The sequence below is a fragment of the Micromonospora sp. NPDC049580 genome (assembly GCF_040675595.1).
GTDB lineage: Bacteria > Actinomycetota > Actinomycetes > Mycobacteriales > Micromonosporaceae > Micromonospora.
Genome location: NZ_JBFAPG010000060.1, coordinates 1 through 19,749, shown reverse-complemented (window position 1 = coordinate 19,749; position 19,749 = coordinate 1). Strand labels below are relative to the sequence as shown.

Sequence of the window (19,749 nt, the reverse complement as noted above, 5' to 3'; positions counted from 1 at the left end):
CATCCGCGAGCGCGCGGGCGCCCTCGCGGTGCGCCTGGGTGTCGGCGCCGCCGTGCTCGCGGATGTCGCCGGTGGTCTTCAGGGCGAGGAACACCGCGCCGTGGGTGAGGAACAGCGCGAGGGTGGTCGCGCCTCCGAGCAGGGCGTACGGGTTGAGTAGGTCCAGCAGGCCGCCGACGTACTCGTGGTCGGCGTCCAGCGGCACGCCGCGCAGGATGTTGGCGAAGGCGACGCCCCACAGGATCGCCGGCAGCAGCGAGCCGACCACGATCGCGGCGTCCCAGCGGCGTTTCCAGGACGCCTCGGGACGCTTGTGCCGGTACTCGAACGCCACCCCGCGGGCGATCAGGGCCAGCAGGATCAGCAGCAGCGGCAGGTAGAACCCGGAGAACAGGGTGGCGTACCACTCGGGGAACGCGGCGAACATCGCGCCGCCGGCGGTGATCAGCCAGACCTCGTTGCCGTCCCAGACCGGGCCGATGGTGTTGATCAGGACGCGGCGTTCGCGGTCGTTGCGGCCGAGCACCGGCAGCAGCATGCCGACGCCGAAGTCGAAGCCCTCCAGGATGAAGTAGCCGGTGAACAGCACGGCGACGAGGAGAAACCAGATGGTGGTCAGGTCCACGATGGGCTCCGGGGATCAGTAGGCGAAGGCGAGCGGGCGCTCGGCGTCGTCAGTGGTGTCGTCGATGGGGTGCTCGTCGCTGACGTCGGGCACGCCGGCCTTGGCGTAGCGCAGCAGCAGCTTGACCTCGATCACGGCGAGGGTGGCGTAGATCAGCGTGAAGGCGGTGAACGAGGTGAGCACCTCGGCCAGCGAGACGCTGCGGGACACGCCGTTGCGGGTGAGCATCTCGCCGAAGACGATCCACGGCTGGCGGCCCATCTCGGTGAAGATCCAGCCGAAGGAGTTGGCCAGCAGCGGCAGCACCGGCATGGCCAGCCCGGCGCGCAGCAGCCATTTGCTGCGCGGGGTGCGGCCCTTGCGCTGGCTCCAGAGGACCAGCAGGGCGATCGCGGCGGCCGCCATCCCGAAGGCGATCATGAAACGGAAGCTCCAGTAGGTGACCGGGATGATCGGGGTGTAGCTGCCCGCGCCGTACTGGGTGGCGTACTGGGCCTGCAGGTCGTTGATGCCGTGCACGGTGCCGTGCGGGTCACCGGTGCCCAGGTACGACAGCAGGTACGGGATCTTGAGGGCGAACACCTCGCGGCTGCCGTCGAGGCTGCCGATGGTGAGCACGGAGAACGAGGCGGGGCTCTCGGTGGTGTAGAGGCCCTCGGCGGCGGCCATCTTCATCGGCTGCACGTCGGTCATGATCTTGCCCTGGATGTCACCGGTGAACAGCACGGCGGCGGAGGCGACCAGGACCACCCAGGAGCCGAACCTGGTGGCGAAGCGGTACGCGCCGGCGTCGGCGGAGTCGCGGTTGCGGATGACGTGGAACAGGCCGACCGCGACGATCAGCGACCCGGCGACCAGGAACGAGCCGGCCAGGGTGTGCGGGAAGGTGATCAGGGCGACCTTGTTGGTCAGCACGGCCGGGAAGTCGGTCAGCTCGGCACGCCCGCTGTCCGGGTTGATCCGGAAGCCGACCGGGTTCTGCATGAACGAGTTGGCCGCGAGGATGAAGTACGCGGACAGGTTGGTGCCGATCGCGGCGGCCCAGATGCTGGCCAGGTGCGCCCGCTTGGGCAGCCGGTCCCAGCCGAAGATCCACAGGCCGATGAAGGTGGATTCGAGGAAGAACGCGACAAGCGCCTCGATGGCCAGGGGTGCGCCGAAGATGTCGCCGACGAAGCGGGAGTAGTCGCTCCAGTTCATGCCGAACTGGAACTCCTGCACGATGCCGGTGACCACGCCCATGGCGAAGTTGATCAGGAAGAGCTTGCCGTAGAACTTGGTGAGCTTGAGGTAGCGCTCGTTGCCGGTGCGGTGCCACATCGTCTGCAGGATGGCCACCAGCACGGACAGGCCGATGGTCAGCGGCACGAAGAGAAAGTGGTAGACGGTCGTGACACCGAACTGCCACCGGGCGACGTCCAACGCGTCCACCTGTTACCCCCAGCTATGCGTACTACGAGACGTAGTAAATACTACTGCTCGTCGTAGAGAATGCGGCAGGGCCGGGCGGCCCGAACCGGCCCGGGACCAATGACCCTGATCACTCGGGCCACTCGCCCTCGCGGCCCCGCCACTTCATGCGAGGATGGCGCGCTGATGAACACGACGACCTGGCAGCCACCACTGATCTGGCGTGCGGCCCTCGTGCTGGCCCGCGTCCTGGTCGGTCTGCTCGCCCGCCTCGAGGTCACCGGCGACGTCCCCGCGCACCTGCGCCGCGGCCCGCTCGTGCTGGCCGCCAACCACATCAGCCCGTTCGACCCCGCGGTGATGATCGCCGCCTGCCAGACCCGCGGCATCGCCCCGCGGATCATGGCGACCGCCGGGCTGTTCCGCGCCCCGGTGCTCGGAGCCGCCATGCGCCACGCCGGACACATCCGGGTCGACCGGGGCACCAGCGCCGTGCACCGGGCCCTCGACGACGCCGCCACCGCCGTCGCGGCGGGCTCGGTGATCCTCATCTACCCCGAGGGACGCATCGGCCTGGACCCCGGCATGTGGCCCGAACGCGGCAAGACCGGCGTGGCCCGACTCGCCCTGGCCTGCGGCGCCCCCGTCATCCCGGTCGCTCAGTGGGGCGCGCACGAGGTGCTGCCCTACCGGGCGCCGAAGGGGATGCTGCGCGGCATCGCCCGCGCGCTGTGGCGCCGCCCGGTGATCCGGGTGCACTTCGGGCCGCCCGTCGACCTGGGCGAGGCGAACGCCGCCAACCCCGGCGCCGCCCGCCGGGCCACCGGCCGGATCATCGACGCGCTCACCGACACCCTCGCCCCGCTGCGCCCCGACGAACCCGACCTGCCCCGCCACGTCGACCCAGGCCGCCCGAGCGACCCCAGCCGCGCCCACCGCCGGTCGAGCTAGCGGGCCGCCGCCGACGCCAAGATCGACCCGGCTTTCGGCAAACCGGGGCTTGCCGTGCCTCGGACGCCCCGCCTTCAAGGAAACCGAGTCGATCACCGCCGGCGTCCGTCCCTTGGCCGAGGGAGCAGGCTGGCTCGGTGGAGGGATGAGGTCGCCTCGGCCCGCGCTGATGCTGGAACGTGTCAACCGAGCAACCGACCGAGGAGGAATGGTCATGTCTGGTTCACGTGTGGCGGCGTTGGTGGTGGCGGCCGTGGTGGTCGCGGCATCGCCCGCGGCGGCATGGGCTCAGCAGCCCGAGACGAGGTCCGCCGCGGCGACCCGGTGGTCGACGGTCACCGGGCTGGGGCATTTCGTGTACGACGAACCCAACATGGTGGGGCACCGGATCTGGTTCGGCGTCTCGGCGTTCTCGACCGCCGACGGATCGACGTACGGCCAGTTCCTCTACCGGCACGAACGGGCGGACGGCACCCTGGCCGAGCAGGGACGGGCCGACGTGACCTGTCTGCGGGTCACCGGAAACGTCGCCCTGTTGACCGCGATCGTGCCCGAGGGCGAAGGCGCGGTACGGAACCACGGCTACTACGTGAAGATCATCGACGGCGGGAGGCTGCCGGATGTGATCGTCGACGCGCAGGCGCAGAACGGGGACGAGCCGCCACCCACGCACTGCCTCGACCCCGAGACCGACCTGCCCCCGGGCAACCCCCAGCGGCCCCGGTACCCGATCCTCGCCGGCGGATACGCGGTGCATGGCGCTGAGCCGAGCCGAACGGGCACCGGACACCAGTCCCGGCCGTAACATGCGGTGACGTTCACCGCGGGTTGGGTGCGTACGGGGGCGGCCGGCGGGGACCGGCTTCCGTTCGCGCCAGCCGCCCTGGCACGAAGGGCAGGAGATCATGAGCGAGCAGACCGTGCTGATCACCGGCACGTCCTCCGGCATCGGCCTGGAGATCGCGCTCGGCTGCGCCCGCGCCGGCTGGCGGACGGTGGCCACCATGCGCGACCTCGGCCGCGCCGAGCGGCTGCGCGCCGCCGCCGACATCGCGGGCGTGGCCGACCTGATCGACGTACGCCGCCTCGACGTCACCGACCCCGACTCGGTGAGCGCCTGCGTCGACGAGGTGGTCGACACCTACGGCCGGCTCGACGCGGTCGTCAACAACGCCGGCGCCGGGCACGTCGGCACCCTGGAAGTCGACAGCGTCGACGACGTCCGTGCCGTCATGGAGGTCAACTTCTTCGGCGTGCTGCACGTCAGCCGCGCCGCCCTGGCCCACCTGCGGGCCAGCCGGGGCCGCCTGATCACCGTCTCCAGCGTCGGCGGGATCGTCGGGCAGCCGTTCAACGAGGCGTACTGCGCGGCGAAATTCGCCGTCGAGGGGTACATGGAATCGCTCGCCCCGCTCGCCGCGACCACCGGGGTGCGGGTCACCGTCGTCGAGCCGGGCGCGGTGGCCAGCGAGTTCGTCTCCAGCATCGGCATCGATCCCGACGCCGCCAGCGACGCCGCCGGGGTGTACGGGCCGGCTCTGCGCGCGTACCTGGCCCGCACCGGGCAGGCGTTCGCCGCCGCGCAGTCCTCCGCCGACGCCGCGGCGGTCGTGGTGGCGACGCTGATGGACCCGACGCCGCCGGTGCGGGTGCAGACCTCCGACGGGGCCCGGCAGTTCGCCGCCGTCAAGCTCGCCGACCTCGACGGCGCCGCGGTGGCCCGGCTGACCGGCGGCTGGCTGGCCTGACCCTCGCCGCCCGGCGACGAATGTTGCCGGCAGGCCACCGGGGGTCCACCAGCGGCAGGCATACTGCGTCCCGTGCTGAACCGATTCGGCTACCTGGACGCGCCCGCGCCGCTGGCGTTCGCCCACCGTGGCGGCGCGGCCGACGGCGACGAGAACACCACCGAGGCGTTCGCCCGGGCCATCGGGCTCGGCTACCGGTACGTGGAGACCGACGTGCACGCCACCGCCGACGGCGTCGCGGTGATCTTCCACGACCCGACGCTCGCGCGGCTCACTGGCGAGGCGGGGCGCATCGCCGAGATGAGCTGGGCCGACCTCGCCTCGGTACGCGTCGGCGGCGCCGCCGTCGTACCCCGGCTCGACGAGGTGCTCAGCGCCTGGCCGCAGGTCCGATTCAACATCGACGTGAAGGCCGACGGCGGCGTCGCGCCGACGGTCGCGACCGTGACCCGGGTCGGCGCCGCCGACCGGGTGCTGCTCGCCTCGTTCAGCGACGCCCGACTGACCCGGCTGCGGGCGCTGACCGAGGGACGCGTCGCCACCAGCCTCGGCATGCGCGGCGTCGCCCGGCTGCGGCTCGCCTCCCTGCACGGGCGGCCACTGCGACTGCCGCCGTCGGTGGTCGCCGCGCAGGTGCCACCGCGCTACGGGCGGATGCCGGTGGTGGACCGCCGGTTCCTCGACTACTGCCACCGACTCGGCCTGCAGGTGCACGTCTGGACGATCGACGAACCCGCCCAGATGCACGAGTTACTGGATCGTGGCGTGGATGGCATCATGACCGATCACGTCGGCGTGCTGCGCGACGTCTACCGCAGCCGCGGCCACTGGGCCGCCTGAGCGTCGAAGGACCCCCGATGGCCGAGACCGTGACCCCCACGGTGGACGACACCCCGCCTCCGGCGAGCACTCGCCGGGAGCGGCGCGGCTGGTACATCTACGACTGGGCCAACTCGGCGTTCCAGACCACGGTGATCACCGTGTTCCTGGGACCGTTCATCACCACCGTCGCCGAGCTGGCCGCCGGCTGCGAGCTGGGCGCGGACACCTGCGACGGGTACGTGCACCCGCTGGGCATCCGGGTGGCGGCCGGTTCCTACTACCCGTACCTGATCTCGCTGTCGGTGTTCCTCACCGTGTTCGTGCTGCCCGTCATCGGGGCGATCGCCGACCGGTCGGCGCACAAGAAGCGGCTGCTCGGCGGGGCCGCGTTTACCGGCGCCGGCGCGACCATCGCGATGGCCTTCGTCACCGGCGACCGCTACCTGCTCGGCGGGGCGCTGTTCCTGATCGCCAACATCTCCTTCGGCGCGGCCATCGTGGTCTACAACTCGTTCCTGCCGCAGCTCGGCGGCCCCGACCAACGCGACGGCATCTCCAGCCGCGGCTGGGCGCTGGGCTACCTCGGCGGTGGCCTGCTGCTGGCGCTCAACCTGGTCGCGGTCACCCTGCTCAGCGAGGACGACAACCCGCAGCGCACCCTGGACCTGGCCCGCTGGTCGATCGTGTCGGCAGGGGTGTGGTGGGCGGCGTTCACGCTGGTGCCGCTGCGCTGGCTGCGCGAACGCCCCAGCGCGGCGGCCCTCGCGGCGCGCGGCAACGTGCTCACCGACGGGTTCCGGCAGCTCGGCCGCACCCTGCGCGAGGTCAAGGCGTACCCGCTGACGTTGTTCTTCCTGCTCGCGTTCCTGGTCTACAACGACGGCATCCAGACCGTCATCACCCTGGCCAGCCAGTACGGCACCGAGGAGCTGCGCCTGGAGCAGAGCACCCTGATCATCACCATCCTGCTGGTGCAGTTCCTCGCCTTCGGCGGGGCGTTGAGCCTCGGCGCGCTGGCCCGGCGCATCGGCGCGTGGAAGACCGTGCTGCTCAGCCTGGTGCTGTGGACCGGTGTGATCCTCGGCGCGTTCCGGCTGCCCGCCGAGGCGCCGGTGCCGTTCATGATCCTCGGCGCGGCCATCGGCCTGGTCCTCGGCGGCAGCCAGGCGCTGAGCCGTTCCCTGTTCAGCCAGCTCATCCCGGCCGGCAAGGAGGGCGAGTACTACGGCTTCTACGAGATCAGCGACAAGGGCACCAGCTGGCTCGGCCCGCTCGCGTTCGGCCTCGTGTTCCAACTCACCGCCTCCTACCGCGTGGGCCTGGTCTCACTGCTGATCTTCTTCGTGGTCGGGTTCCTGCTCCTGGCCGCCGTGCCGATCCGTCGGGCCATCGTCGCCGCCGGCAACACGCCACCCCGGGTGCTCTGAGCACGCATCCCGCACCCGACGGATCAGGGGCGGTCGATCAGCTAGGCTGCCCGACCGTGACCGACGACGCCGCTGCCGCCCCGACCTGCCTGGCCCACCCGTTCCCCGGCCAGCCGCACGCTCCGGCGGGCTGCGCGGCCGCGCGCGGGCTCGACGGGCGTCCGGTGCACGCCGCGGCGTTGAAGTTCTTCTGGGGGCCGATGGACTGCGGCAAGTCCACCATGGCGTTGCAGATGAACTACAACCACGCCCGACAGGGTCGTCGTGGGCTGGTCACCACCCGCATCGACCGGTCGTTGGGCCCGCAGGTCACCACCCGCATCGGCCTGGCCCACGAGGCCATCGAGGTCACCGACGACCTGGACCTGCGGGCGCTGGTGCGCGGCCGCTGGGCCGACGGGGTCCGCGTCGACTACCTGATCTGCGACGAGGCCTGCTTCTACACAGTCGAACACGTCGAGCAGATGGCCGAGCTGGTCGACAGCTACGACGTGGACGTGTTCGCGTTCGGCCTCGCCACCGACTTCCGGTCCTGCCTGTTCCCCGCCGCGCAGCGCCTGTTCGAGCTGGCCGACGAGGTGGCCCGCATCCAGGTCGAGGTGCTCTGCTGGTGCGGCCGGGAGGGGCTGCTCAACGCCCGCGTCGTCGACGGCCGGGTCGTGCGCGAGGGCGCGCAGGTCGTCATCGGCGACACCGTCGACACCGCCGACGTGCGCTACCAGGTGCTCTGCCGCCGGCACTACCGCAGCGGCGACCTCGGCCCCCGCGACTGAGGCCCCCAGGAACGCCCCCGACGTCACCAGGTCCACGTGCGACGTGAGGGTGCTGCCGGTGACCAGGATCGACTCGCCGAGCGCGATCAGGACGAACGCCGCGCAGCGTTCGGCCAGGTGCCCACCCTCCACCATCCACCGCTCGGGGCGGCTGCGCTCCCGACCCGGCAGCGGGTAGCCGATCGACAGGCCAACCACCTCCAGCACGATCACCGCCGCCCACACCACCTCCCGGGCCGGCGTGTCCACCAGGCCGCCGACCACCACGAGCACCGACGTGGCGCCGATCCACGGCAGCGACTTCTGAAACCCGTCGACCAGCCACGGACTGCCCTGCGTCGCCCACAAGGCGAACATGGTCCGGCCCACCTGCACGCCCGCGTAGACCACCGCGAAGAGCAGGCCGGTCCCGGCGAACGCCTGCGGGATCGCCGCCGACAACAGCAGGCTGCCCAGCGTCACCCCGATCAGCATCGCCCGCACCGGGCCCTGATCCGGTTGCAGCCAGTTGGTCACCAGGTCGACGGCCGGCGGCTCAGAACGGGTCACCGCACACCCGCCAGTCGCCGTTCTCACGGACCACCGGCAGGCGGCGTTCCTCGCTGATGCCGCCGTCGCGGGTCAACCGCACCGTCACCGTGCCACGGGGACGGCCGCCCTTGGTGGCCACCGACACGTCGGTGATCTCGTAGTCGGTCACCATCGGTGGCGTCCGCACCCAGCTGGTGAACCCGATCGCGCTCCACCGGGTACGCGCGTCCGCGCACAGCCGCTCGTACGCCTGGTCGCTGTCGCCGAGGGCCACCTCGCTGAGGAAACCGTCGGCGGTCTCCCGGATCGGGCCGGATGCCTGCCGCACCGTCTGCAGGTTCCACGCCCCCAGCCCGGCCACCCCGACGCAGCACAGCGCCATGCCGAACCCGGCGAAGGCCAGCCCGGTGCGCATCGGGCGGTGCCGCCGGGCCGGTCGGCTCCACGACTGGCCGGCACCCACGACTACCGACCGTAGAGAACGCCATCGCGGTGAGGCAGGACAAGCGGGAAATCGGGTGTGCCCGAGGCCCTGTTCGCGGCGGCGACGCATCGTCTACCGTCGGCGCACACCCCCAGCAGCGCCAGGAGTCGATCGATGAGCCGCTTCGTGCAGCCGGTACCACCCCCCGCCGACCCGTACGCCGGTGACGCCCTGCTGCGGTCCTGGCTGGAGCGTCACCTCGGCCCGGCCGGACACGCGGCCGCCAAGGGTCGCCTCGCCGAGCTGGCCGCCGACGTCACCGGGCCGCTGCGCGCGGCGCACGCCGACGCCGAGGCGCACCCGCCAACGCTGGTCCGCTACGACCCGTGGGGCGCGCGGATCGACCGGATCGACACGTCCGCCGGCTGGCAGGCGCAGCGGGCCGCCGCCGCCCGGCACGCCGTGGTGGCGCTGCCCTACCTGCCCGACGCGCGCGGCACCTGGGGCGCCGCCGCACGGGTCGTGCAACACGCGCTGCTGCACCTGTACGGGCCGGAGTCGGCGACGTTCTCCTGCCCGGTGGCGATGGCCGACGGGGCGGCGGCGCTGCTCAGCCTCCCCGACGTCGACGCGGGTGTCCGTGACGCGTGGCTGCCCCGGCTGATCTCCACGGACCCGGCCACGGCGATCACCAGTGGGCAGTGGATGACCGAGTCGCAGGGCGGCTCCGACCTGGGCCGCTCCGGCACCGTCGGCCGTCCCGCCGCCGACGGTTCGTGGCGGCTGACCGGGGAGAAGTGGTTCTGCTCCGCGGCCGACGCGGCGATGGCGGTGGCGCTGGCCCGCCCCGAGGGCGCCGGGCGGGGCAGCCGGGTGCTCGCCCCGTTCCTCGTACCCCGCTACGCGGTCGACTCGCCGCTGGCCACCGGCGCGGCGCCGGACGCGCCCGCCCCCGGGGTCACCGTGCACCGGCTCAAGGACAAGCTCGGCACCCGGGCGCTGCCGACCGCCGAGATCGGCCTGCGCGACGCGTACGCCCTGCCGTTGGGCGACCCGGCGGTGCCCGGCCTGGTCCGGGCGATGACCCTGGTCGTGGTGACCCGGGTGCACAACGCCGCCGCCGCGGCCGGCGGGATGCGACGCGGGCTCGCGTACGCCCGCGCGTTCGCCGACGCGCGGCACGTCGCGGGCGGCGCGTTGGCGTCCTCGCCGCTGCACCGCGCGACGCTTGGCACCCTCGCGGTCGACGCGGCGGGCGCGTTCGCCCTCGCGGGGCACGCGTTCGCGCTGCTCGGGCGGGTCGAGGTCGGCGCCGACCCGGAGGCCGCCGCCGAGCTGCGCATCGTGGCACCGCTGGCGAAGCTCGCCACCGGTCGGCTCGCCGTCAGCTCCGCCAGCGAGTACGTGGAGAGCTTCGGCGGCGCCGGCTACGTGGAGGACACCGGTGTTCCCCGGCTGCTGCGCGATGCGCAGGTGCTGCCGATCTGGGAGGGCACCACCAACGTGCTGGCCCTGGACGTGCTGCGCGCGCTGACCCGGGAGGACGCCGGGACGCCGCTGCTGAGCCGGCTGACCGCCGCCGTCGACCTGGCCCGGCCACTGTCGCCCGCGCTGGCCGACACCCTCGCCGCGGCCGCCGGGCAGCTGCGCGACACCATCGCGGCGGTGACGGCCGAGCCGGGCGCGGCGGCGGTGCTCGCGGGCGCCCGTGGCCTGGCGCTGCGCCTGGCGTACGCGCTGACCGCCGCCCTGCTCGTGGAGCACGCCGCGTGGGGTGACGAGCAGGCGGAGCTGGCCGCCCGGCTGTGGGCGCGGCGGTGGCTGCGGCAGGAGGACATCGCCGAGGACGCCCACCACCACCTGGAGCTGCTCTGCTGACCGGTCGACACGAGCGGGGGTGACGGCCGGTGGACGTCCTGACCGGGGCGCTCCCCCGGCCCACCGTCGGGCGTCGGGCGCGCCGTCGCGGCGGTGGCGGGTGGCGCTGCTGCTGGCGGCGTGCGCGCTGCTCGGCGGCGCCGCCGCTCCCGTACGCCTGTCGGCGTGGGTGGGGCCGCCGGTGTCCGGCGACGCGACACTGCTGGGCGCGGGCCCGCTGCTGCTGGTCGTGGACCCGCCGACGCTGAGCGCGTACGACGTGGCGGCGCCGCACCGCGCCCCGCCCTGGCGGGTCGCCGTACCGCCCGCCGCCGGGTGGTCCGCCGAGGCCGCCGGTGACGTGCTGCTGCTCACCGAGCGCGATCAGGTGCGTCAGGCCGTGGCGACGACCGCCCGGTCGATGCGCACCGGCGCGGCGCTGTGGCGGCGACCCGAGCGGGTGTACGCGGTCGGCGAGGCGGCGGTGGCGGTCAGCGAGGTTCGCAGCGCCGCCGAACCGGGGCGCCGGGTCGAAGGGCTGGTACGTGGCGTCGACCCGGCCACCGGCGGCACCCGCTGGACGGTACGGCTGCCATCCACGGCCGTGCTGGAGGTGCTGCCCGGCAGACCCGCGCGGGTGCTGCTCGTGCAGGACGACGGGCTGACCCGGCTGCTCGACGCGCGGGACGGCACCGTGCACGGGCAGGGGCGGCTGCCGCCGGCCGACTACGGCCCGGACAACCCGCAGGCCGTCGGCGCGTACCTGGTGCTGCGTCACCCGACCGCCACCGGTGCGGCGCTGACGGGGTACGACCTGCCCGGGCTGGCGCCGCGCTGGGAGGTGCCGGTGCAGCGGGGCGAGCTGACCCTGCGGGCCTGTCAGGGCCTGGTCTGCGCGCAGGACGAGCACGGCCGCCGGGCCCTCGATCCGGCCTCCGGCGTCATCCGCTGGACGTGGCCGGCCGGGGCGCGCTGGCACACCGTGGCGGGTACCCGGGCGGCCACCGACGCGCTGGTGCTGCTGCGGACGGCGGCGGACGGCCGGCGCACCCTGGTCGCCACGGCAGGTCGGGACGGCCCCCGCGTGCGCGGCCCGCTCCCGGCGGGGGTGACCGACTGCCGGCGGGCCGGCAGTGGCCTGGCCTGCCGCGAGAGCGCCTCGCGGGTGACGGTGTGGCCACTCGGCGCGCCCTGAGCCCGGGCGTCGTCGGTGTCGAGAAACGCCCGACGTACCTGACATCGGTTGGCAGGTACACCGGTGCAGACTGCCCGCATGACGACAACCGCCGACCTCGCGATGGTCAACCTGGACAGCTCCGACCCGGCCGCGCACGCCGCCTTCTACCACCGGGCGTTGGGCTGGGAGATCACCCACAGCCAAGCCGAGTACGCGATGATCAGCGGCGGTGGCGCGTCCATCGGCTTCGGCCTGGTCGAGGGCTACCAGCCGCCGTCCTGGCCGGACCCGGCCGGGCAGAAGCGTTACCACCTGGACCTCTACGTCGACGACCTGGCCGTGGCCGAGAAGGAGTTCGTCGCCGCCGGCGCCTCGAAGCCGGAGTTCCAACCCGGCGGCGACCGGTGGGTGGTGCTCCTCGACCCCATCGGGCAGCCGTTCTGCATCTGCCCCCGCCCGCAGGGCTGACCCGCGGGCGCGGGAGGGACGCTCAGCGCAGCGGACCTCGGGCCACCGCGGCGCGCATCGCCGCCGGGTCGCCGACCGGGACGTACTCCAGCCACCAGGTGGCCCCGGCGGCGGCCAGCTCGCGGAGGTAGGCCCGTTCGGCGCGCTCGTCCGGGCGGCGGCGTCGCCCGCCGATCGCCACGTCGAACGGCTGGCCGTCGGCCCGGGTCGGTGGCATGGCCGCTACCAGGTCGCGGACCTCGTCGGGGGTGAAGTCGGCCCAGCCGTCGGTGTCGGTGAGCTTGTACGGCACGATGCCGTCGGCGCGGGCCGCGCGGCGTCGCACCGCCCCGGCCTGGGTGCTGCCGCCGACCCAGACCGGCACCCGGGGCGACTGCACGGGCGGTGGCCGCAGCGCCACCCGGTTGGCGCGGTAGTGGGCGCCCCGGTGGTCGACCCGCTCACCACCGAGCAGGCCGGTCAGCAGGTCGAGACCCTCGTCGAGCATCGCGGCGCGCACGGCCACCTCGGTCGGCTCGCCGAACGCGGCCAGGCCACGGTCGCCGGGGTCGCCGACACCGACCGCCACGGTGGCCCGGCCCGCGCTCAGGTGGTCGAGGGTCAGCACCTCGCGGGCCAGCTTCGCCGGACGGCGGCGGGGCAGCGCCGTGACCGTGGTGCCCAGCCGCACCCGGTCGGTGCGCCCGGCGATCGCGGTGAGCACCAACCACGGGTCGTAGGTGAACGGGTCGTCGCCGCAGTGGTGGATCAGGTAATCCTCCAGGAACACCCCGTCCCATCCGGCGTTCTCGGCCAGCTCACCCAGCTCGACCAGGGTGGACACCGCGACGGCGCCGCCACCGCAGGGGATCTCCAGACCGTGTCTCATCCGCCGACCGTAGGCCGGGGGTGGGACAGTCAGCCGCGGCGACGGGACCGGGCGGCCCACACCGCGTACGCCGGGTCGCGGTCGAGGTTGTGCCGGTCCCGGTCGTAGCGGCGGGTGGTACGCGGGTCGGCGTGGCCCATGGCGTCCTGCACATCTTCGAGGGGAACACCCTCGGAGCGGGCGGTGGTGGCGAACGCGTGTCGCAGCGAGTGCGGGGACAGCCGCGCCCAGGCCGGGATGCCCGCGGCGCGGGCGAGTCGGCGGACCATCCGGAACACCGAGTGCCGGTCGAGCCGGGCGCCGCTGGCGGTGACCAGCAGGGGCCCGGTCAGGTGGGTCACCGGCACGCCGGTGGTGGCAGCCCGCTGCGCCAGGTACGCGTCCACCGCGTACGCGGTGCCCGGGGTGAGGGCGCGGCGGCGCTGCTTGCCGCCCTTGCCGACGAAGCGCACGCTGCGGTGCCCGCGTTCGGTGCCGAGATCGGTCAGGTCCAGCGAGACCAGCTCCCCGACCCGCAGGCCCAGATCGGCCAGGAGCGCGATCGTCGCCCGGTTGCGGGCCGCCGTCGGGCCGGTCTCCGCGTCGGCGGCGGTGAGCAGCGCGTCCACCTCCTCCGGGGTGAGCCCGACGGTGGCGGAGTGGTCCCGGTCGACGCGGGGCCGGTCCGCGCCGGAGACCGGGTTGGCCGGCACGCCCCCGAGCTTGACGAGGAAGTCGTACCAGCTGGACAGCGCCGACAGCCGCCGCGCCACGGTCGCCGGGGTCAACGGTCGGCCGCTGCGGACGACGAGAGTGGACTCCAGCGCGCGGGCGTACTCGTTGACGTGCAGGAAGCTGGCCCGCAGCGGATCCAGGTCGTGCCCGGCGCACCAGCTGAGCCACGCGGTGACGTCGCGCCGGTAGGCGTCGCGGGTGTGCTCGGACAGCCGGCGGTTGCGCAGCCACGCCTCGGTGACGTCGACCGGTCCGCTCGGCAGGGCCGGTCGGGCGGTCGGGCGGGCGAGCACGGGAGCGTCGGAGGACACCATGTGAAAAAGGTTCTCAGCAGCGGATGGGATTGCCACGCAGGCGCGCCGACGCCGGCCCGCGCGGCGGCGCGGACGGTGTCGGCTACGGTCGCACGGTGCGTGCCAGCCGGCTGGTCTCCCTGCTGCTGCTCCTGCAGGCCCGGGGGCGGATGACCGCCGCCGAGCTGGCCGACGCCCTGGAGGTGTCGGTTCGCACGGTGTATCGCGACGTGGAGTCGCTGGGGGCCGCCGGTGTGCCGGTGTACGCCGAGCGTGGCCCGGCCGGTGGTTACCGCCTGCTCGACGGCTACCGCACCCGGCTCACCGGCCTGACCGCCGGTGAGGCCGAGGCGTTGTTCCTGGCCGGTGTGCCCGGCCCGGCCGCCGAGCTGGGCCTGGGCTCGGTGCTGGCCACGGCGGAGCTGAAGCTGCGCGCCGCGCTGCCGGCGGACCTCGCCGACCCCGGCGGCCGGATCCGGCAGCGGTTCCACCTGGACGCGCCGAGCTGGTTTCGCGAACCCGAGCCCACACCCCACCTGGCCGCGCTGGCCACAGCGGTGTGGGAGGACCGTCGGGTCCGGGTGCGCTACCGGCGGTGGCAGGCGCCCCGGGAGGTGACCCGGACCCTCGACCCGCTCGGCGTGGTGCTCAAGGCGGGCCGCTGGTACCTGGTCGCCGCCGCGTCCGGGCAGGTGCGCACCTACCGGGTGGGCGCGATCCTGGAGTTGACCGTGCTGGACGAACCGGCCGAGCGGCCGGACGGGTTCGACCTGGCGGGCTGCTGGCAGGAGCACGCCGAGCGCTACGAGCGGGGCGTCTATCGCGCCGAGGCCCGGGTGCGGATGACCGTGGCGGCGCTGGCGCGCACGACGCACCTGCTCCCACCGGCGATGAGCCGCGCGGCGCAGGAGCACGCCGGTGCGCCGGACGCCGACGGCTGGGTCACCACGACCGTGCCGATCGAGTCGGTCCGACACGGCTGCGTCGAAATGCTCAAGCTGGGCGCGCAGGTGGAGGTGCTCGCCCCGCCCGAGCTGCGGGAGCTACTCGCCAGCACTGCCCACGCGCTCGCCGCCCTCTACCCACCGCCCGGCGACGGACCCGCCGAGGAGCGGGACGCGCCCGCCGCAGAGTCGAAGCGCGGCGACGCGCCCGCCGGGGAGCGGGAGCCCGGCGACGCGCCGACGGCCGGCACCTCGGGGCGGGTGCCGGCCGTCGAGGCCGTCGCGGTCAGGCGTTGATCTGTCGTCGTGCGTCGCCGTTGGCGCTGATGGTCACCCGGCGGGGCTTGGCCCGCTCGGCGACGGGGATGCGCAGCGTCAGCACCCCGTTCTCGTAACCGGCCTCCAGCCGGTCGGTGTCCAGGGTGTCACCCAGGAACAGCCGCCGGGTGAAGGTGCCCATCGGGCGTTCGGCGGCGACCAGTTCGACACCGTCGCCGGTGGGCCGGCGGCGCTCGGCGCGGACGGTGAGCACGTTGCGCTCGACGGTGCAGTCGATGGTGTCCGGGTCGACGCCCGGCAGGTCGAACGCCGCGTAGAAGTGGTCCCCGTCGCGGTAGGCGTCCAGGTGCATCATCGCGGGACGGGCTGCCGTACCGAAGAACTGCTCGGCGAGCCGGTCGATCTCGCGGAACGGGTCGGTACGCATCAACATCGCTGTGCCTCCTCGGTTCTCCTGGTCGAAGGTGATGAGTTGAGCCGTGGTGACTCAACTTCCTCTTCTTATTTAGCGCCTTCCGCGACGGACGTCAACTGCTTCTCGAACCAGTGCTCGGCGTACGGGCCGTGCGTGTACGCGGGGATCTCGGCGTAGCCGTGCCGGGCGTACAGGGCGCGGGCCTCGACCAGGTCGGAGCGGGTGTCGAGCCGGATCCGGTCCGCCCCGACCGCCCGCGCCCGCTGCTCGACGGCGGCCAGCAGCGCCGCGCCCCCGCCGGCGCCCCGGTGCGCGGGCCGGACGTACACGCGGGTCAGCTCGGCACAGTCCGGACGCCACCGCAGCCCGGCGCAACCGGCCAGGTCCGTGCCGCGGTGGGCGAGCAGGAGCAGACCACCGGGGTACGCCAGGTCGTCGCTGGGCATCTCGGCCAGCGCCGCGTCGACCTCGCCGGGTCGGGCCGGGCGGCGGTGGTAGCGCACCACCATCTCGGTCATGTACTCGCGCAGCAGGACTGTTGCGTCCGGATGGTCGGGACGGACGGTGGAGGTCACCCAGGAGGGTCGAACGGTCGCGGTCACCCGTCGATCGTCACTGCCCGGTCAACGGATTTTCGGCCTCCGTCAGCTGGTAGACGCCCTGCTCACGGGTGAGCAACCGCTCGTCCACCAGGTAGCGGCGCAGGGTGGCGTGGTCCGACGCGCCGGCGGCGCACCACGGTTTGAGCGCGTCGTCGACGGCCCGCTCCGGATAGCGCGTGCCCGGCTCGAACGACTGCCGGGCGACGTGTGCCAGCAGCACCCGTCGCCGCCCGAGCTGCGCCGGCATGCCCGTCAGGACGCCGCCGCGCAGGAACGTGCGCAGCACCGGATCGTCGGCCGGCGCGGCGTCGTCGGCCGGGCGGCTGTCGCGCGCCGCCGCCCGCAGCGACGCCTCGTCGACCGCGAGCGCGCCGTCAGCGCCGGTGACCAGACCCGCGTCGGCGAGCCGCCGGAGCCCGGTGAGCACGACCCGCGCCGCCAAGCCGGAGCGCTGCACGACCTCGGCCACGCTTGTCGATCCCAACGCGACCGCCGCGAAGACCCGTCGCCGTCCGTCGTCGGCCAGGGCCCCGGCCAGAGCGTGCGCAGTCATGCCGGTCACCCTCCCATCGGCGTACGAGCGCCGCCAGGCGATTTTCCGAGTACGCGCCCACGCCAGCTGTCGCCGGCCTGCTGGTCCGCACCTCGAGGTTGAGGAAGATCGGTTCAGCGGTCAGCTGTGGGATTGATCCTGGCGACGGGTTCACCGCGGCGAAGTGAACCGCGCAGGCGCCGCGCGGGGTGCGTGGCAGCGGTGGGGGCGAGAAGACGACTGAAGCGTCGAATTCGACGGCAGGAGTATCCGTGCGGGCGAAGGCTGGCACACGGATACGGCGGGAACCATTCATGGTTTCGGCGATTCCAAGCTCTCGGCAGGAGGCACCGGGGGCCTCCCGGATCCAGTGGCGGGTAGCCGGCGTCTCGGCGCGGAGGGGCAGACGGGGAGGTGACTCGAACCCGTCCTCATCGCGCACGTGCGCCGCTGGTCACTGATCCATGCCCGTCAGCATGGTCAACCCGTGGCTGCCGGGCAACGGATTTCCGGGTGGCCTCGCCGTCGGGGGCGCGGAAAACCGCTGTCGGTTGTCGAGGGGCGGTGGTACAAAGCCGCGGTGAAAGAGACCCTGGAGTTCGCCGACCTGTTGCGGCTGATGGACGAGCGGTCCACCGCCTTCCGGGCGGCGGTCGCCGCGGCGCCCAGCCTCGACGTACGGGTGCCGACCTGTCCCGAGTGGACGCTGTTCGACCTGGTGCAGCACCTGGGCGAGGGACGCTTCAGGTGGGCGGCGATCGTGGCCGCGGGGCCCGCCGACGCCCCGCCGGCCATCTCCACCCCGGCGCCGCCCCGCGAGCGCGAGGCCCTGCTGGCCTGGTTCGCCGCGTCGACGGCAGAGCTGCTGGCCGCGTTGCGGGAAGCCGGCCCGGATCGTGGTTGCTGGACGTGGTGGGGTTCATCGCAGGCGCCGCAGACCGCCGGTGCCGTTGCCCGGCACCAGCTTCAGCAGGTCGCCGTGCACACCTATGACGCCCAGGTCGCCGTGGACGCCTCGCAGCCGCTACCGGACGAGGTGGCCCTCGACGGTGTCGACGAGTTCCTGACCACCTGCGTCGCGACGACAGCCACGTGGCCGCACGAGCCCGCAATCGTCGACTACCACGCCACCGAGGGCCGTTCCTGGCGGATCTGGTTCTCCGCCGACGGGGCACGGACCGCCCGGCTCGTCGCACCGGTCGCCGACGCGGGCCCGGGGACGGCCTATGTCTCGGCCCGGGGTACGGCCAGTGAGCTGGTCATGTTCTGCTACGGCCGCATTCAGATGGACTCGCTGCAGGTCGAGGGCGACCGGCGCGTCTTCGACCAGCTGATCGCCTGGGAGCCAGAGGAGTAGGACGCGGCTACGGTTGCTCGGCGACGCGCAGCACCCGGCGCAGCAGGTCGGAGAGCAGTCGCCGTTCGGCCGGGGTCAGCGCGCCGAGCAGCCGGTGCTCCTCGACGCCCTGGACCTCCATCGCCGCGCGCCAGGCGGCCTCGCCCGCGTCGGTGAGCTCCACGTCCACCCGACGGCGGTCCACGGTGGACGGTATCCGGCGTACGAAGCCCCGCCGGAGCAGGGTGTCGACGCGCGCGGTGATCGAGGCGGGTGCCACGGACAGGTCCGCGGCGAGGTCCGAGGGAGCCGCCCGGCCGCGCCGGCCGGCCAGGGCGTGCAGGGTGTCGTACTCGTGCGCGGGCAGGTCGAAGTCGGCGAGGGCCCGTTCCTTGACCGCCCGCAGGTGCCGGGTCAGGCGGATCATCCGGACGACCGTGCCCTCGACGTCCGCGTCGAGGTCGGGCACCACGGGCAGCCACCGCTCGACGTGCCGGTCGACGGCGTCCGGAGTGTCGGTCACGATCGCCAGCTTAGCTCACCAGCGAAATATTCATTGCCGAAAGGTTCGGCGTCGAACTAGATTGCGGCTATGGCTCACCCCCTACGCACCCGCTCCTTCCGGCTGCTGTTCCTCGGCCGTACCGTCTCGGCCGTCGGGGACGCGGTGGTGCCCGCCGCGCTCGCGCTGGCCGTGCTGCGGGCCACCGGCTCCACCGGGGCGTTGGCCGTCGTCCTCGCCGCGGCGATGGTGCCCCGGCTGCTCCTGCTGCCCCTCGGCGGCGTCGTCGCCGACCGGTTCGCCGCCCGACGCGTCGCCCTGTTGACCGACCTGGTCCGCTGCGCGACCCAACTCGCGATCGGCGTCGAACTGCTCGGCGGCGAGGTGTCGCTGACCACCGTCGTGGTGGCCTCCGCGCTCGGCGGCACCGCGTCGGCGTTCGCCATCCCGACCGCGTCTCCCCTGGTCGCCGGCACCGTCGCGCCCGCCGACCGGCAACGGGCCAACGCCCTGATGGGAGTCACCGCCAACGCCAGCCGGCTGCTCGGCCCGGCGTTGGCCGGCGCGCTGATCTGGGCCGCCGGGCCCGGCTGGGCGTTCGTGATCGACAGCGCGTCGTTCGCGCTCAGCGCCGCCCTGCTCGCGCTGGTCCGGGTCCGACACGTGCCGGTGCCCCGCCGCTCGGTCCTCGCCGACCTGCGGCACGGCTTCGGCGAGGTGCGCGCCCGCGACTGGTTCTGGACCAGCCTGCTCGGGCACGGCGCGTGGAACGGCGCCGCCGCCGTGCTGATGACCCTCGGCCCGGCCGTCGCCATCAACCGCCTCGGCGGGGAGGCGACGTGGGTGCTGCTGTTGCAGGCCGGCGCGGTCGGCATGCTCACCGGCTCGCTGCTGGCCGGGCGGGTCCGGCTCCGCCGGCCGGTGCTGCTGGCCAACCTCGGGCTCGCCAGCTACGCCGCGCCGCTGTTCCTGCTCGCCGTCGCCGCGCCCGCCCCGGCCGTGATCGTCATGTACGCCGTGGCGCTGACCGCCCTCGGCTACCTCAACCCGG

Annotated in this window: 21 protein-coding genes and 1 pseudogene; 12 read left to right on the top strand and 10 right to left on the bottom strand. The window is 73.7% G+C overall.

Annotation, left to right across the window (positions count from 1 at the left end):
* Positions 1-625: cytochrome d ubiquinol oxidase subunit II (gene cydB, locus AB0J68_RS08160; RefSeq protein ID WP_363937100.1), on the bottom strand; the 625-nt coding region annotated here is incomplete at its 3' end.
* Positions 626-640: 15 nt separating this feature from the next.
* Complete coding sequence (locus AB0J68_RS08155) at positions 641-2,056, bottom strand: cytochrome ubiquinol oxidase subunit I (RefSeq protein ID WP_363937097.1); 1,416 nt, start codon at positions 2,054-2,056, stop codon at positions 641-643.
* Between the two features lie 165 nt (positions 2,057-2,221).
* Between AB0J68_RS08155 and AB0J68_RS08150 the strand changes: the two genes are divergently transcribed.
* The 6 genes from AB0J68_RS08150 to AB0J68_RS08125 all read left to right on the top strand — a co-directional run bounded on the left by AB0J68_RS08150 (position 2,222) and on the right by AB0J68_RS08125 (position 7,756).
* A complete protein-coding gene (locus AB0J68_RS08150; RefSeq protein WP_363937095.1) occupies positions 2,222-2,986 on the top strand; it encodes a lysophospholipid acyltransferase family protein in 765 nt (254 codons plus the stop codon).
* Between the two features lie 214 nt (positions 2,987-3,200).
* On the top strand, positions 3,201-3,791 hold the full coding sequence (locus AB0J68_RS08145; protein ID WP_363937093.1) for a hypothetical protein: 591 nt from the start codon (positions 3,201-3,203) through the stop codon (positions 3,789-3,791).
* 100 nt (positions 3,792-3,891) lie between these two features.
* Positions 3,892-4,734 carry an SDR family NAD(P)-dependent oxidoreductase gene (locus AB0J68_RS08140; protein WP_363937090.1) on the top strand — a complete coding sequence of 281 codons (843 nt, stop codon included), beginning with the start codon at positions 3,892-3,894 and terminating at the stop codon, positions 4,732-4,734.
* 72 nt (positions 4,735-4,806) lie between these two features.
* Positions 4,807-5,574: a glycerophosphodiester phosphodiesterase gene (locus AB0J68_RS08135; protein WP_355068046.1), complete on the top strand. Its 768-nt coding sequence runs from the start codon at positions 4,807-4,809 to the stop codon at positions 5,572-5,574.
* Between the two features lie 17 nt (positions 5,575-5,591).
* Complete coding sequence (locus AB0J68_RS08130) at positions 5,592-6,983, top strand: MFS transporter (RefSeq protein ID WP_363937086.1); 1,392 nt, start codon at positions 5,592-5,594, stop codon at positions 6,981-6,983.
* 164 nt (positions 6,984-7,147) lie between these two features.
* Positions 7,148-7,756 (top strand): thymidine kinase, encoded by a 609-nt coding sequence (locus tag AB0J68_RS08125; RefSeq protein ID WP_244295995.1) that lies wholly within the window; start codon positions 7,148-7,150, stop codon positions 7,754-7,756.
* 48 nt (positions 7,757-7,804) lie between these two features.
* On the opposite strand, the pseudogene AB0J68_RS08120 reads toward AB0J68_RS08125, so the two are convergent.
* Both AB0J68_RS08120 and AB0J68_RS08115 read right to left on the bottom strand, forming a co-directional pair.
* A pseudogene (locus AB0J68_RS08120) lies at positions 7,805-8,230 on the bottom strand (low temperature requirement protein A); the annotation flags it as partial.
* 61 nt (positions 8,231-8,291) lie between these two features.
* On the bottom strand, positions 8,292-8,702 hold the full coding sequence (locus AB0J68_RS08115) for a hypothetical protein (protein ID WP_354855320.1): 411 nt from the start codon (positions 8,700-8,702) through the stop codon (positions 8,292-8,294).
* A 183-nt stretch (positions 8,703-8,885) separates the two neighbouring features.
* Here AB0J68_RS08115 and AB0J68_RS08110 point away from each other — a divergent pair, with 183 nt between their 5' ends.
* The 3 genes from AB0J68_RS08110 to AB0J68_RS08100 all read left to right on the top strand — a co-directional run bounded on the left by AB0J68_RS08110 (position 8,886) and on the right by AB0J68_RS08100 (position 12,213).
* Complete coding sequence (locus tag AB0J68_RS08110) at positions 8,886-10,589, top strand: acyl-CoA dehydrogenase family protein (protein WP_354855279.1); 1,704 nt, start codon at positions 8,886-8,888, stop codon at positions 10,587-10,589.
* 100 nt (positions 10,590-10,689) lie between these two features.
* The gene (locus AB0J68_RS08105; RefSeq protein ID WP_363937084.1) at positions 10,690-11,763 is read left to right on the top strand and encodes a hypothetical protein; all 1,074 of its coding nucleotides are present in this window, start codon (positions 10,690-10,692) and stop codon (positions 11,761-11,763) included.
* A gap of 78 nt (positions 11,764-11,841) precedes the next feature.
* On the top strand, positions 11,842-12,213 hold the full coding sequence (locus tag AB0J68_RS08100) for a VOC family protein (protein WP_354855276.1): 372 nt from the start codon (positions 11,842-11,844) through the stop codon (positions 12,211-12,213).
* Positions 12,214-12,235: 22 nt separating this feature from the next.
* Here the strand turns inward: AB0J68_RS08100 and AB0J68_RS08095 are convergent, their stop codons facing one another.
* Positions 12,236-13,081: an LLM class flavin-dependent oxidoreductase gene (locus AB0J68_RS08095; RefSeq protein WP_355068040.1), complete on the bottom strand. Its 846-nt coding sequence runs from the start codon at positions 13,079-13,081 to the stop codon at positions 12,236-12,238.
* Positions 13,082-13,110: 29 nt separating this feature from the next.
* Complete coding sequence (locus AB0J68_RS08090) at positions 13,111-14,109, bottom strand: tyrosine-type recombinase/integrase (protein WP_354855274.1); 999 nt, start codon at positions 14,107-14,109, stop codon at positions 13,111-13,113.
* 95 nt (positions 14,110-14,204) lie between these two features.
* Between AB0J68_RS08090 and AB0J68_RS08085 the strand changes: the two genes are divergently transcribed.
* On the top strand, positions 14,205-15,329 hold the full coding sequence (locus tag AB0J68_RS08085) for a WYL domain-containing protein (RefSeq protein WP_363937080.1): 1,125 nt from the start codon (positions 14,205-14,207) through the stop codon (positions 15,327-15,329).
* Here the strand turns inward: AB0J68_RS08085 and AB0J68_RS08080 are convergent.
* From AB0J68_RS08080 to AB0J68_RS08070, 3 genes are all read right to left on the bottom strand, one after another.
* On the bottom strand, positions 15,319-15,744 hold the full coding sequence (locus AB0J68_RS08080) for an Hsp20/alpha crystallin family protein (RefSeq protein ID WP_354855272.1): 426 nt from the start codon (positions 15,742-15,744) through the stop codon (positions 15,319-15,321). The two genes, AB0J68_RS08085 and AB0J68_RS08080, sit on opposite strands and share 11 nt — an antisense overlap.
* Before the next feature lie 68 nt (positions 15,745-15,812).
* Positions 15,813-16,328, bottom strand: coding sequence for a GNAT family N-acetyltransferase (locus AB0J68_RS08075; protein ID WP_355138835.1), 516 nt, complete (start codon positions 16,326-16,328; stop codon positions 15,813-15,815).
* 10 nt (positions 16,329-16,338) lie between these two features.
* Positions 16,339-16,881: a DUF2087 domain-containing protein gene (locus tag AB0J68_RS08070; RefSeq protein ID WP_354855270.1), complete on the bottom strand. Its 543-nt coding sequence runs from the start codon at positions 16,879-16,881 to the stop codon at positions 16,339-16,341.
* Between the two features lie 559 nt (positions 16,882-17,440).
* On the opposite strand from AB0J68_RS08070, the gene AB0J68_RS08065 reads away from it, so the two are divergent.
* Positions 17,441-18,217 (top strand): maleylpyruvate isomerase family mycothiol-dependent enzyme, encoded by a 777-nt coding sequence (locus AB0J68_RS08065; protein ID WP_355067579.1) that lies wholly within the window; start codon positions 17,441-17,443, stop codon positions 18,215-18,217.
* 7 nt (positions 18,218-18,224) lie between these two features.
* Here the strand turns inward: AB0J68_RS08065 and AB0J68_RS08060 are convergent, their stop codons facing one another.
* Positions 18,225-18,719 carry a MarR family transcriptional regulator gene (locus AB0J68_RS08060; RefSeq protein WP_363937076.1) on the bottom strand — a complete coding sequence of 165 codons (495 nt, stop codon included), beginning with the start codon at positions 18,717-18,719 and terminating at the stop codon, positions 18,225-18,227.
* 69 nt (positions 18,720-18,788) lie between these two features.
* Between AB0J68_RS08060 and AB0J68_RS08055 the strand changes: the two genes are divergently transcribed.
* A partial coding sequence (locus tag AB0J68_RS08055; RefSeq protein ID WP_363937073.1) for an MFS transporter occupies positions 18,789-19,749 on the top strand: 961 nt, incomplete at its 3' end.

Coding starts and splice junctions, on each gene's coding strand:
- AB0J68_RS08150 (WP_363937095.1), top strand. CDS start 2,222: ATGAACACGACGACCTGGCAGCCACCACTGATCTGGCGTGCGGCCCTC.
- AB0J68_RS08145 (WP_363937093.1), top strand. CDS start 3,201: ATGTCTGGTTCACGTGTGGCGGCGTTGGTGGTGGCGGCCGTGGTGGTC.
- AB0J68_RS08140 (WP_363937090.1), top strand. CDS start 3,892: ATGAGCGAGCAGACCGTGCTGATCACCGGCACGTCCTCCGGCATCGGC.
- AB0J68_RS08130 (WP_363937086.1), top strand. CDS start 5,592: ATGGCCGAGACCGTGACCCCCACGGTGGACGACACCCCGCCTCCGGCG.
- AB0J68_RS08115 (WP_354855320.1), bottom strand. CDS start 8,702: ATGCGCACCGGGCTGGCCTTCGCCGGGTTCGGCATGGCGCTGTGCTGC.
- AB0J68_RS08110 (WP_354855279.1), top strand. CDS start 8,886: ATGAGCCGCTTCGTGCAGCCGGTACCACCCCCCGCCGACCCGTACGCC.
- AB0J68_RS08100 (WP_354855276.1), top strand. CDS start 11,842: ATGACGACAACCGCCGACCTCGCGATGGTCAACCTGGACAGCTCCGAC.
- AB0J68_RS08095 (WP_355068040.1), bottom strand. CDS start 13,081: ATGAGACACGGTCTGGAGATCCCCTGCGGTGGCGGCGCCGTCGCGGTG.
- AB0J68_RS08090 (WP_354855274.1), bottom strand. CDS start 14,109: ATGGTGTCCTCCGACGCTCCCGTGCTCGCCCGCCCGACCGCCCGACCG.
- AB0J68_RS08080 (WP_354855272.1), bottom strand. CDS start 15,744: ATGTTGATGCGTACCGACCCGTTCCGCGAGATCGACCGGCTCGCCGAG.
- AB0J68_RS08070 (WP_354855270.1), bottom strand. CDS start 16,881: ATGACTGCGCACGCTCTGGCCGGGGCCCTGGCCGACGACGGACGGCGA.